The sequence below is a fragment of the Rhodococcus sp. 14-2483-1-1 genome, from assembly GCF_002259335.1.
Taxonomy (GTDB): domain Bacteria; phylum Actinomycetota; class Actinomycetes; order Mycobacteriales; family Mycobacteriaceae; genus Rhodococcoides.
Map to the genome: position 1 here is coordinate 23229 of NZ_NPFX01000005.1, position 12474 is coordinate 35702.

11 protein-coding genes are annotated in these 12474 nt (G+C 64.3%); 3 read left to right on the forward strand and 8 right to left on the reverse strand.

Annotation, left to right across the window (positions count from 1 at the left end; all coding sequences use genetic code 11):
* Nucleotides 1–16: 16 nt before the first annotated feature.
* The gene (locus tag CH294_RS03725) at nt 17–1315 is read right to left on the reverse strand and encodes a dicarboxylate/amino acid:cation symporter (RefSeq protein ID WP_032405772.1); all 1299 of its coding nucleotides are present in this window, start codon (nt 1313–1315) and stop codon (nt 17–19) included.
* Nucleotides 1316–1409: 94 nt separating this feature from the next.
* Here CH294_RS03725 and CH294_RS03730 point away from each other — a divergent pair, with 94 nt between their 5' ends.
* The 3 genes from CH294_RS03730 (at nt 1410) to CH294_RS03740 (ending at nt 3608) form a co-directional block, all read left to right on the forward strand.
* Entirely contained in the window at nt 1410–2531 is a 1122-nt protein-coding gene (locus CH294_RS03730) for a folate-binding protein YgfZ (RefSeq protein WP_094737174.1), read from the forward strand.
* A complete protein-coding gene (locus CH294_RS03735; RefSeq protein WP_094737042.1) occupies nt 2528–3166 on the forward strand; it encodes an MOSC domain-containing protein in 639 nt (212 codons plus the stop codon). The genes CH294_RS03730 and CH294_RS03735 overlap by 4 nt, the downstream gene beginning before the upstream one ends.
* A gap of 247 nt (nt 3167–3413) precedes the next feature.
* Nucleotides 3414–3608: a DUF3073 domain-containing protein gene (locus CH294_RS03740; protein ID WP_008719426.1), complete on the forward strand. Its 195-nt coding sequence runs from the start codon at nt 3414–3416 to the stop codon at nt 3606–3608.
* 73 nt (nt 3609–3681) lie between these two features.
* On the opposite strand, the gene purM is transcribed toward CH294_RS03740, so the two are convergent.
* The 7 genes from purM to CH294_RS03775 form a co-directional block, all read right to left on the reverse strand.
* On the reverse strand, nt 3682–4782 hold the full coding sequence (gene purM, locus CH294_RS03745; RefSeq protein WP_032376541.1) for a phosphoribosylformylglycinamidine cyclo-ligase: 1101 nt from the start codon (nt 4780–4782) through the stop codon (nt 3682–3684).
* A gap of 86 nt (nt 4783–4868) precedes the next feature.
* Entirely contained in the window at nt 4869–6542 is a 1674-nt protein-coding gene (locus CH294_RS27970; RefSeq protein WP_094737043.1) for an ABC transporter ATP-binding protein, read from the reverse strand.
* Nucleotides 6539–7507 carry an ABC transporter permease gene (locus tag CH294_RS03755; RefSeq protein ID WP_032376376.1) on the reverse strand — a complete coding sequence of 323 codons (969 nt, stop codon included), beginning with the start codon at nt 7505–7507 and terminating at the stop codon, nt 6539–6541. The genes CH294_RS27970 and CH294_RS03755 overlap by 4 nt, the downstream gene beginning before the upstream one ends.
* Nucleotides 7507–8598, reverse strand: coding sequence for an ABC transporter permease (locus CH294_RS03760; protein ID WP_052064772.1), 1092 nt, complete (start codon nt 8596–8598; stop codon nt 7507–7509). The genes CH294_RS03755 and CH294_RS03760 overlap by 1 nt, the downstream gene beginning before the upstream one ends.
* Nucleotides 8599–8602: 4 nt before the next feature.
* Entirely contained in the window at nt 8603–10270 is a 1668-nt protein-coding gene (locus tag CH294_RS03765; RefSeq protein ID WP_249305026.1) for an ABC transporter substrate-binding protein, read from the reverse strand.
* A 114-nt stretch (nt 10271–10384) separates the two neighbouring features.
* The gene (gene purF / locus CH294_RS03770) at nt 10385–11947 is read right to left on the reverse strand and encodes an amidophosphoribosyltransferase (protein WP_032406013.1); all 1563 of its coding nucleotides are present in this window, start codon (nt 11945–11947) and stop codon (nt 10385–10387) included.
* 138 nt (nt 11948–12085) lie between these two features.
* Nucleotides 12086–12472 carry a sterol carrier family protein gene (locus CH294_RS03775; RefSeq protein WP_032376375.1) on the reverse strand — a complete coding sequence of 129 codons (387 nt, stop codon included), beginning with the start codon at nt 12470–12472 and terminating at the stop codon, nt 12086–12088.
* Nucleotides 12473–12474 lie beyond the last annotated feature (2 nt).

Below are 12474 nucleotides of genomic sequence, written 5' to 3' on the forward strand. Positions count from 1 at the left end.
CTGTAGAGCTAGACGGTCAGTCGGCTCGATCTGCCTGCGCCATCACGTCGCGGTACTCGTCGAGGTCGATGTCCTCGGCGACGACCGTCTTGGTTCCGTTGTAGACGTCACGGTCGATCTCGTCGTCGGCGTTGGCCACCAACATCGCGACGAACGTGTCGCCGTTGACGTTGAGGAAGGTGCGGAAGATTCCGGCGAACCAGTCCACGGCGATCAACAGGCCGACCGCTTCGAACGGCAGGTCCAACGACGTTGCCAGGAACATCGCGATCACCGGGAATCCACCCGGCACCGTGATCGTGCCCATGTTCAGCAGGATCGCCAGACCCATACCGAGGGCAATCTGACCGACACTCAGATCGACGTCGCCCGCCTGCGCGAGAAACATCACGACGATCATGTAGTTGAGGACCGCGCCGTACGAACCCATGGTGAGTCCGATCGACAGCGTGAAGTTCGCGACCTTCTGACTGACGCCCACCTTCTCCACGGTGTTCTTCAGAACGGTCGGGAAGGTGACTGCAGAGCTCGTGGTGGTAACAGCAATGGCCGTCTGCTCGGTGAGCTTGCTCGGCAAGCTTCTCGGATCCAACCGGGTTCGTACCGTCACCACGATCACGAACAGTGCGAAGAGAATCAGTACTCCGAGCAGGGTGGTCCCCAAGTAGCTCAACGCGGTCGAGACGACAGAGAATCCGACGTCTCCGGCGAGAGCGGCGAGGAGGCAGAAGACACCGACCGGAGCGATGGTCATGACCAGGCGAATCATCGTCAGGACGATCTGCTGAATCTGATCCATGAACGTCAGTACGCCGGTGTCGCCCGTCTTGGTGATGTGGCTGCGCAGCGCAATTCCGAAGAGCAACGAGAACACGATGATCGGAACCATCGTCGCGGTGGACATCGCGCTGAAGACATTGGTCGAGACGAAGTTGAGCAAAGTGTCCTGCCAGCCGAGCGCCTCGCTCGCGCTCTCTTCCAGGCTCGGGTCGAGTTGCGCAGTGAATTCCATGCCTGCACCCGGCCGGATGAGAACGCTCAGTAGCCACGCCAGCACAGCTGCCACGAACGAGAAGCCGATCATCCACTTGAACGTTCGCACCGCGATCTTGCCGGTACCTGTTCCGGACATGGATCCCGTCGCCACGATCACCGATGCCATCACCAGCGGCACGATCGACATCTGAATCAGGCGGATGAACAGATCGCCGACGAACTTCAGGTTCGCGGCCCAGTCACCGACGATCAGACCGAACACGATTCCGCCGATCGCTGCCAAACCTATTTGTGCTGCCGGGTGTCTCAGAGCTTTCACGGCTCGAAACCTAGACAGGGGAAATCGCCCACGGATATCGCACGCGTTGCACGTAGGTAAAACGTCGGACTCCCCAGGCTCCTACTATGGGGTGGTGTCCGATTCCGTGACGATCAGTCCAAGTCCTCTTCTCACTCTTCCCGGTGCCGTTCCATCCCCGGACGACAGCGTCGACGCCGGGGTGGCCTGGCACTACGGCAATCCGTTCGGCGAACAGCGCGACGCCGTCAGTGGAGCCGCCGTCATCGATCGATCCCATCGCTTCGTCCTCGCCATCAGCGGAGACGAACGCCTGAGCTGGTTGAACACGATCTCGAGCCAACTCGTCTCGAACCTGCCCGACGGTAGCTCGGCCGAGAACCTGAGCCTGGACGTCAACGGCCGCATCGAGCACCACTTCGTCCAGACCGACCTGGACGGCGTCACGTACATCGATACCGAGCGGGCCGCGGGCCCCGATCTGCTGTCGTTTCTGAAGAAGATGGTGTTCTGGGCGAAAGCCGAACCCCGCGAGGCCGACGATGTGGCCGTTCTCACCGTCCTGGGATCCGACGCGGCGTCGGTCCTCGACAAGGCCGGTGTGCCGGCTCCGAGCGAGATCTACGGTGCGTCGGCGATCGACGGCGGCGGATTCGTTCGGCGGATGCCGTGGCCCGGTCAGAACTCGTACGACGTGGTGATCCCCCGCGCACACCTCACCGAGTGGTTCCTCCGCCTGCGCGATGCCGGTGCCGCCCCGGCCGGAACCTGGGCGTTCGACGCGTTGCGGGTGGAATCGTTGCGTCCGCGCGTGGGCGTGGACACCGACGAGAAGACCATTCCGCACGAGGTTCGCTGGATCGGCAGTGCCGCCGAGTTCGGTGCCGTGCACCTGGAGAAGGGCTGCTACCGCGGCCAGGAGACCGTCTCGCGCGTCCACAACCTCGGTCGACCGCCGCGGCACCTGGTGTTGCTGCATCTCGACGGCTCCGCCGACGGTCGGCCCAGCACGGGCGATGCGGTCACCGCAGGCGGACGGTCGGTCGGGCGTCTGGGTACCGTCATCGATCACTTCGAGCTCGGCCCGATCGCTCTCGCTCTTCTCAAGAGAACGATTCCGCTGGACACCGCCCTCGAAGCGGGCCCGTGTGCCGCGTCGATCGATCCTGATTCCATCCCGTCCTACGACGACGTCCAAGCTGGTCGCGCTGCCGTCGACCGCCTGCGCGGCCGGTGACCGGGACCGTTCTCGCGGTCTGCGTCGTGCACGCCGACGTTCCGTTGGGACGCCGAGCGGTGGTCGACAGCGGCATCGACAAGAGACCCGTCGACGGACCGGTGGACGTCCACGAGCTGGGCATCGGCGGCGATCACTGCCGAGACACGAAGTTCCACGGCGGTCTCGATCAGGCCGTGTACGTCTACGACGAGGACGAGGCGCGCTACTGGGCGGACGAGCTGGGGGCACCGGTTCCGCCGGGTCGATTCGGGGAGAACCTGCGCACCAGCGGGGTGCCGGTGACCGACGTGGTGATCGGTTCACGGTGGCGAGTCGGCACGGTGACGCTGGAGGCGACCATCGCTCGCAGGCCCTGCGGCACGTTCGCGCGGTGGATGGGCGAGTCGGGATGGGTTCGCCGGTTCACTGCACGCGGCGATGTGGGTGCGTACTTCCGAGTTCTCGAACCGGGTGTCTTCGCCGCCGGCGACGCGGTGACCGTGGAGTCGATCCCCGACCACGGGGTGACGGTACGAATGCTCTTCGAGGGGAAGGATGCAGCCGCACTGCAGACACTGCTCGATGAGCCGGGACTGGCACCGAAGGTGTATCGCGATGCAGCAGCTGCACTGAAATCCTCGCGCAAACCATGACGCGCAGCACGTAGTTCTCGTGTCGCATCACGAAGATAGTTTGCCTGTGCACGGATATGCGCAGGTACAGGCAGCGCGGGCCCCTGCCCCGGGCGTGTCGCGCCGGTGCGCCCGCCACCGACACGTGGTGCCGTATGCGCATCGCGGCGATTCGCGCGCTAGAGTGTGTGCCAGGAAGAAATACCAACTCTAACGGGGCCGCCAAATTTCCCCAGGCCGCCCCGCAAGTCCGCGAGGGGGCACCGCCATGGGCCGAGGCAGGGCTAAGGCAAAGCAGACAAAGGTCGCTCGTGAGCTCAAGTACAGCTCGCCGACAACGGACTTGGAGAGTCTGCAGAAAGAACTCTCCGGTGGTTCGTCCAACTCCCATCGTGGCATCCACTCTGACTCGGATGTGCATTCCCGAGTCGAGGAAGACGAGTACGAGGACTGGCGACGCTAGTACTGTGCACTGAACGACTGAGGGGGAGCCGCTTAGCGGCTCCCCCTCATTTGTTCGTGCGGTAACGCCCCGATCAGAACCTCGGGTGGTTACCCAGCAACAGCGCGCGCTCGTCGGCAACGTCCTTGCCGGTTGCCTTCTTCACCGTGCCCAGTGTCCAGCAATCGATGTGACGTGCGGTGAGCACGGCCAGTGCGCGGTCGACGTCCTCGGGAGCGACGATCGCGACCATGCCGACACCCATGTTGAACGTCTGCTCCATCTCGGCCCGCTCGACGCGTCCGCGCTGCGCGATCAGCGAGAAGATCGGAGCCGGGCTCCACGTGGTGCGGTCCAGTTCGGCCACCAGGCCCTCGGGCATCACCCGGGAGAGGTTGTTGGCCAGTCCGCCGCCGGTGACGTGGCAGAACGTACGCACGTCGGTCTCGGCTGCGAGCGCGAGGCAGTCCTTGGCGTAGATCTTGGTGGGTTCGAGCAGCTCCTCACCGAGAGTGCGGCCGAACTCCTCGACGTGTCCGCCGAGGTCCATGTGGTTGATCTCGAGCAGCACCTTGCGAGCCAACGAATATCCGTTGGAGTGCAGGCCGGACGATCCCATGCCGATGACGACGTCACCGGGACGCACCCGCTCGGGGCCGAGGATCGAATCCGCCTCGACGACGCCGATGCCCGTGGCCGAGAGGTCGTAATCACCGTCGGCCATCAGCCCCGGGTGTTCGGCCGTCTCGCCGCCGAGCAGTGCGCAGCCGGCGATGATGCAGCCCTCGGCGATGCCCTTGACCAGCTCTGCGACCTGCTCGGGAACGACACGGCCCACGGCGATGTAGTCCTGCAGGAAGAGCGGCTCGGCTCCGCAGACGACAAGATCGTCGACGACCATGGCCACCAGGTCGAGGCCCAGTGTGTCGTGCTTTCCGAGGGCCTGCGCCACGGCGACCTTGGTGCCGACGCCGTCGGTCGAGGCCGCCAGGACCGGCTCACGGTAGTCGCCCTTGAGTGCGAAGAGACCGGCGAAACCGCCGAGACCGCCCATGACCTCGGGCCTGCTGGCCTTCTTGGCGAGCGGCGCGAACAGCTGCACTGCTCGGTCTCCTGCGGCGATGTCGACCCCGGCCGCCGCGTAGGAGGCACCGCCCGAGTGAGTTGCGCTCGTGGGTTGGGATTCCTCGGTCATTCGGCTCCAGCCTGTGTACTAGTTCATGTCAGCGCCCGGTGCGGCGCGGCCCCAACGGTACCGGAGTGCCCGGTCAGGAGAAGAACTCACGTGTGCAGGCGCTTGCCGGGAATCGCGGCCAACAGCTTCTTGGTGTAGTCCGCCTCCGGGGATCGCAGAATCTTCCACGGCGTTCCCTCTTCGACGATTCCCCCGTTGCGTAGCACCACCACACGATGCGCGACGCGGTCCACCACGGCGAGGTCGTGGCTGATGAACAGGCACGCGAAACCGAATTCCTGCTGTAGCGCCTCGAACAAGTCCAGCACTGCTGCCTGCACCGAGACGTCGAGTGCACTGGTCGGCTCGTCCGCCACCACCAGATCCGGACCCAGCACCAGTGCGCGCGCCAGGCTGACGCGCTGCCGCTGTCCACCGGACAGCTCGTGCGGGTACCGCTTGTCGGTGCCCGACGGCAATTGCACGGCGTCGAGCAGTTCGGTCGTCCTCGCCGCGATCGCATCCTTGGAGCCGTACTTGTGCACGATCATCGGCTCGGCGATACATTGTCCGACGGTCAGTCGCGGATTCAGTGACGCCGACGGGTCCTGGAAGACGAAGCCGAAGCGTTTGCGCAGGGGCTTGAGCTTGCGTTCACTGACGCCGGCAATGTTCCGACCCATCACCGTCACGCTGCCGCTTGTCGGCTTCTGCAGTGCCGCAACACATCTGCCGATGGTCGATTTACCCGAGCCGGATTCACCCACCAAGCCGAGGGTCTCGCCGCGGTGAATGGTGAGTGAGACGTCGTCGACCGCCCGGAACGCCGGGGAGCCGACACCACCGGAGAACTGCACCACCAGCCGCGACACCTCGAGTACCGGTTCGCCCGAGGTGTCGACGGTCTTGTCCGACTCCACCGCGGCGAGAGTCGGCACCGCGGCCAGCAGCTTCTTGGTGTAGTCGTCCGCGGGGGCGTCGAACAACTGAGCCACCGGCGCTTCCTCGACGACGCGACCGTTCTGCATGACGACGACGCGGTCCGCCAGATCGGACACGACGCCCATGCTGTGGGTGATGAGCACGATGGCGCAGCCGAGCCGATCCTTGAGATCACGTAGCAGTTCGAGGATTTCGGCCTGCACCGTGACGTCGAGGGCGGTGGTCGGCTCGTCGGCGATGATGACCTTCGCCTCACACGAGATGGCAATCGCGATCATCACGCGTTGCTTCTGCCCACCGGAGAGCTCGTGCGGGTAGTACGAGAAGCGCTGCTCGGGGTTGGGCAAGCCCACCATCGTCAGCAATTCGATGGCCCGTGTCTTGGCATCCTTCGCCGACATCCGCTTACCGTCCGCGCGGCTGCCTTCACTGGTCGTTCCGCCGGCTCCACTCCTGGGATGCGCACGCAGTGCCTCGACGATCTGATATCCGATGGTGAACAGCGGATCCAGAGCACTGCCCGGTTCCTGGAACACCATCGAAATCTTGTTGCCGCGCATCTGCGCCCACGCTTTGTTGCTCAGCCTCGTCACGTCCTGGCCACCGAGCACCACGTGTCCCTCGACGCGTGCGGTGTCGGGCAACAGTCCGATGGCGGAACGGACGCTGACGGACTTGCCCGAGCCGGACTCCCCCACCACGGCCAATACCTCACCGGGATACACCTCGAAGGAGACCTCGGTGACGGCATCGACCTCGCCGGCATCGGTGAGGAACGTGACGGACAACGACTTCACCGACAGTGCGGACTCTCGTGGAGTCGCAACGCTCGATGTCATACCTTCACCGCCTTCTTGAATTTCTTGCGGGTGCGTAGCAGCGGATTGAGTGTCTCGCTTGCACTTTCGCCCACCATGGTCAAACCGAGAACCACCAGCACGATGCCGAGGCCCGGGAACACCGACGTCCACCAGATGCCGTTGGAGATATCGGGCAGGGCCTTGTTGATGTCGTATCCCCATTCCGAGGCGGAGGTGGGTTCGATGCCGAATCCGAGGAACCCGAGTCCGGCCAGGGTCAGGATGGCCTCGGCCCCGTTGAGGGTGATGATGACCGGCAGCGTCTGCACCACGTTGGCGAGGATGTGGCGGAACAGGATTCGAGGAGTGCCTGCGCCGGTGACCCGTGCGGCATCGACGTACGGTTCGGTCTTGACCGCTACCGTGGCGTTGCGGACCACACGGAAGTACTGCGGGACGAAGATGGCCGTGATGGCGATGGCCGCGGATGCGATGCCACCGAAGCTCGACGACTGACCACCTGCCACGACGATCGAGATGACCACCGCGAGAAGCAGAGACGGGAATGCGTACATCGCGTCCATGAACAGCACGAGCACGCGGTCGAACCAGCGTCCGATGTATCCCGAGGCAAGCCCGAGAGGAACGCCGATGATCAGCGAGAGAATCAACGACGAGGCAATCACCATCAATGCTGTTCTGGCACCGTAGATCACCCGCGAGAACACATCCTCGCCGCGGACCGAGGTACCGAACCAGTGCTCGGCGGACGGAGCCGCTTGGCGAGCAAAATCCTGCCCGGCATCGCTGGTCTGCGAGAACCCGTACGGCGCGAGAAGCGGCGCGAACACCGCCGCGATGACGAACCCCACCATCAGGGCCAAGCCGACGATCAACGTGACGCGTTGCAATCCCGAGGTGGACTTGACGAACGCGACGCCGGGAAATCCTCGACGGTGTGGACGGGTGGGAGGTACGTCGGACAGCACGACTTCGGTGCTCATCAGAACCTCACTCTCGGGTCGATGAGTGCAACGATCGCGTCGGTGACGAAGCTGACGACGGCGACCACCACGGCCAGGAACGTCACGATGCCTTGCACCGCAACAAAATCGCGCGCCTGCAGGTACCGGGCGAGTTCGTATCCCAGGCCCTGCCACTCGAAGGTGGTTTCGGTGAGCACAGCGCCGCCGAGCAGCACGGCGATCTGCAGGCCGATGACGGTGACGATGGGGATCATCGCGTTGCGAAACGCGTGTCTTCTCGTCACCGTCCCCTCGCTCAACCCTCGAGCGCGAGCGGCATCGACGAACGGTGCCTGCAGCGTCTGAATCAGGTTGACGCGCACCAGCCGCAGGAATACGCCGGCCGTCAACAGGCCGAGAGCGAGAGCAGGCAGCACAGCGTGCTCGAGCACGTCGATGGTGTAGCTCGACTCGCCGTACAGGAACGAATCGACGATCAGGATGTTGGTCTTGGGCGAGACGTTCTGCAGTGCCAGTTCCACATTGGTGCTGGCTCGTCCGGCCACCGGGAGCCAACCGAGCTTGACTGCGAACAGCAGCTTGAGCAGCATTCCGACGAAGAACACCGGTGCCGCGTACGCGAGGATGGCGAAGATCCGCAACGAGGCGTCGCCGAACCGGTCGCGATGAGTAGCGGCGAAGAACCCGAGCGGGATACCGACGGCGAAGGCCACCAGCAGAGCCCAGAAGGCCAGTTCCAGAGTGGCTGCACCGTTGACGAGCAGGACGTCGCTGATCGCGCGGTTGTCGGTCGCGGAACGGCCGAAATCGCCACGCAGCAAGCCGGTCAGGTACTCCCAGTACTGCGTCAGAATCGGCCGGTCGTAGCCGGCCTCGGCCTTGCGCTGGGCGATCTGTTCGGCAGGAAGGCGGCCACCGAGGGCCGCCGTGATCGGATCACCGATCACCCGCATCAGAAAGAAGACAACGGTGACGAGAATCCAGGCAGTCGGAATGATCAGCAGAAATCTGACCCCGAGATAACGGGCGAGCGCGCCGTACCGTGACGGCGCGCTCGCCTGCTGTGCTTGCTTCTCGCCCTCTACCGTCGTGCTGTCGGTAGTGGGCACGCCGTCAGCTCTTGGCGAGCGTGACGAACCGGAACTTGAACGAGGCGTCGAGCGTCTCGTCCACGCCGCTGATCGCATCGGTGGCGACGGCGATCTGCTTGCCCTCCAACAGCGGAAGCGTCGGCAGGTAGTTCGTCGCGAGCTCGGTCTGGATCTGGCCGATGATCTGCATCCGAGCATTCTCGTCGGCCGTCGTGCGCTCGAGATCGAGCAGTGACGTGATGGCCGGGCTCTCGAAGTGCGACTGCAAGAAGTTGTCCGGCGCGAAGAACGGCGTCAGATAGTTGTCTGCGTCGGGGTAGTCCGGGAACCAACCCAGCTGATACACCGGGTACGCGTCGGCGACGCGTTCCTTGGTGTACGTGCTCCACTCGGTGGACTGCAGGTTCACGTTGAACAGGCCGGTCGCGTCGAGCTGACTCTTGATCGCGGCGTATTCCTCGCTCGAGGACGAACCGTAGTGGTCCGGGTTGTACTGCAGGTTGAGCTGCACCGGGGTGGCAACGCCTGCGGCAGAAAGGAATCCGGCTGCCTCGTCGCGGTTGGGCGTGGTGCCGTAGACATCGCCGTACGCGGTGTTCGCACCGGCCAAGCCGGTGGGGACGACGGAGTACAGCGGGGTGTAGGTGCCCTTGTAGACGCCGTCGGACAGCGCCTGACGATCGACCGAGGCCGCAATTGCCTTGCGTACGGCCAGCTTCTGGTCGGGGGTGTCGCCGGGCATCGTGTTCATGTTGAAGACCATGTAGCGCGATTCGCCGCCGGGTCCCTCGTGCACGGTGAGACCGTCCACCCCGCCGAGAGATTCGACGTCCGTCGGCGTCAACGAGCGCCACGCGACATCGATGGCCTTGTTCTGCACGTCGAGCTTGAGGTTGTCGGAGCTGGTGTAGTACTTCGTGTTGATCGACGACGTCTTCGGCGTCCCGAGGATGCCCTTGTAATCACCGTTCGCGGTAAAGCTGACGAGGGAGTTCTTGGCGTAGCTCGAGATCGAGTACGGACCGGCGAACGGGGTACCCGCCACGATGGCGTCGTCGTCGAGGATCTTGTCGGCCGGGAACACCGTCTGGTCGACGATCGGACCTGCCGGTGTCGCCAAGATCTGCGGGAACGTCTGATCGTTCGCTGCCTTCAGCGTGAACTCGACGGTCTTCTCGTCGGGCGTCGCGATGCTGTCGAGGTTGGTCAACAGCGACGCAGGCCCGTTGGGATCGTTGATCGCGACGATCCGGTCGAACGAGAACTTCACGCTCTCGCTCGTCAGCGGGTTGCCGTTCGCGAACGTCAGGTCGTCCTTGAGCGTGCACTTGTAGACGGTCGGCTCGGCGAAATCGCAGCTTTCGGCGACATCGGGCTCGAGCTCGGAGCTGCCGGGCGCGAAGTTCATCAGGAAGGGGTACGTCTGGTTCATCACCATGAACGAGCCGTTGTCGTACGAGCCGGCCGGGTCGAGCGAGGTCACCTGGTCGGTGGTGCCGACGGTGATGGTGTCTCCGCCGCCGTCACCGGATCCGCCTGCGTCGGTGCGTCCCGAGCCGCACGCAGCGGCCGTCAGTGCAAGTACCGACAGTGCTGCCACTGCAGCGGTCTTCTTGCCGTGCTTACGCACAGCGGTCTTGGATGCGGCGCTGTAGCGCAGCATGCGTCCGTCGTCGGGCGACAGGGTCATCTGATGCCTCTATCCAAATCGGTGTGTCCTATGTAACTCGGGACAGTACCGATGGACTGTTTCCAATATGTGGCATTGAGAAAACCCTGCTGTTCCCTGGAGGAAACGACCAGGTCAAGGGCGACTGAGAGCGCTCACATTTGCGTCGTTGGCCACCGGCTGCCCGGCCGCCGACGCCAGTAGACCCTCGAGAACGTGCTTGCCGAGCGCATTGTCGGCGGGCAGATCGATCGGGTACTTACCGGTGAAACATGCTGCACACAACCGCGATTCGGGCTGCTCCGACGCCGCGATCATGCCATCGATGGAGATGTACCCCAGCGAATCGGCACCGATGGCCTGGCGGACGCCTTCGAGAATCCCGTCCTCGGAGTCGACGCCGTTGGCGATCAGCTCTGCGGGAGAAGCGAAGTCGATGCCGTAGAAGCAGGGCCAACGCACCGGTGGGGACGCGATGCGGACGTGAATCTCGAGCGCACCGGCTTCTCGCAGCATCCTGATCAGCGCACGCTGGGTATTGCCGCGGACGATCGAATCGTCCACCACCACCAGCCTTTTGCCCCGAATGACCTCTTTGAGGGGATTGAGTTTGAGCCGGATGCCGAGCTGACGAATGGTCTGCGACGGCTGAATGAACGTGCGGCCCACGTAGGCGTTCTTCATCAGGCCCTGGCCGTAGGGAATGCCGGAGCCCTGAGCGAAACCGACCGCAGCGGGAGTTCCGCTCTCGGGCACCGGAATCACCAGATCGCCCTCGGCCGGATGCTCCTTGGCGAGCCGTCGTCCGATCTCGACGCGGGTCGAGTGCACCGAACGGCCGCCGATCACACTGTCGGGTCGTGCGAGGTAGACGTACTCGAACACGCATCCCTTGGGCTCGGGAGCGGCAAAACGCGACGACCGAACGCCGTCGGCATCGATCGCGAGCAGCTCGCCGGGCTCGATGTCTCGAACGAACGCGGCACCGACGATGTCGAGCGCGGCCGTCTCACTGGCAACCACCCAGCCGCGATCGAGGCGGCCGAGGCACAGTGGACGGACACCGTGCGGGTCGCGGGCGGCGTAGAGCGTGTGCTCGTCCATGAAGGTCAAGCAGAAGGCACCTTTGAGCTGCGGCAACAGCTCCATCGCCGCCTGCTCGACGGTGCAATCGGCGGCCTTGTGGGCCATCAGCGCCGTCACCACGTCGGAATCCGAGGTGCCGTTTCCTTGCAGCCGATCGCTGATCAGGCCGGCGTCACGAGCCTTGGTGGCGAGCTCGGCGAAATTCACGAGATTTCCGTTGTGGCCGAGCGCAATCCCGGTGCCCGCAGTGGTGGTGCGGAAGATCGGCTGAGCGTTCTCCCACGTGACCGACCCGCTGGTGGAGTAGCGGCAGTGGCCGATGGCGACATGCCCGGGCATAGCTCCCAGGGTCTGCTCGTCGAACACCTGGCTGACGAGGCCGAGATCCTTGAACACCAGCACCTGGGAACCGTCGGACACCGCGATGCCGGCAGCCTCTTGACCACGGTGCTGCAGCGCATAGAGGCCGTAATAGGAGAGCTTGGCCACATCCTCGCCCGGTGCCCATACTCCGAACACTCCGCACTCTTCGCGCGGCTCGTTCTCCGGTTCGTCGAGGGGTTTGCCTAGCAGAAGATTCGGACTGTCGACCGACAAATCGGCGTTGGTCACGGGCATTGCTCCCTTGGGGGTACGGGGCGGGGGGCCGTGCCCAAGTCTACGGGCACACGGCCGGAGTCAACGCATCGTGTGGACGGGAGATTCCCATCAGGTGAACGAGTGTCCGATTCGCCCTCGGATCAGACAGGCTCACTTGATGGACAGCAGCGGCAACCAGCGGCCCACTTCGGCCGCCCGGCTACCGGACGCATCGATGGAACCGTCGGCGAGGGCCTCGGCGAAATCCCGGGTTCCGGTCACCACCTGCAGCCACGTCAGAGCATCGGTTTCGACGACGTTCGGCGGAGTTCCACGAGTATGACGAGGCCCGACGATGCACTGCACCGCAACGAACGGCGGTACGCGTACCTCCACCGAGGATCCGGGCGCATTCTGGCCGAGAGTTCTGGCGGTGGTCCGCACTGCCGCGGCAATCTGTGCGCGAGCCGGTTTGTCCGCCTCACCCTTGATCCAGTCCCCCACCGCCAGTACTGCGTCGCGCACCTCGGCGGGGCTGACTTCCTTGTGCGGTGGCACTG

Excerpts from the sequence above, each read along its gene's own strand:
- CH294_RS03740 (WP_008719426.1), top strand. The coding sequence starts at position 3,414 with ATGGGCCGAGGCAGGGCTAAGGCAAAGCAGACAAAGGTCGCTCGTGAG.
- purM (WP_032376541.1), bottom strand. The coding sequence starts at position 4,782 with ATGACCGAGGAATCCCAACCCACGAGCGCAACTCACTCGGGCGGTGCC.
- CH294_RS27970 (WP_094737043.1), bottom strand. The coding sequence starts at position 6,542 with ATGACATCGAGCGTTGCGACTCCACGAGAGTCCGCACTGTCGGTGAAG.
- CH294_RS03755 (WP_032376376.1), bottom strand. The coding sequence starts at position 7,507 with ATGAGCACCGAAGTCGTGCTGTCCGACGTACCTCCCACCCGTCCACAC.
- CH294_RS03765 (WP_249305026.1), bottom strand. The coding sequence starts at position 10,270 with ATGACCCTGTCGCCCGACGACGGACGCATGCTGCGCTACAGCGCCGCA.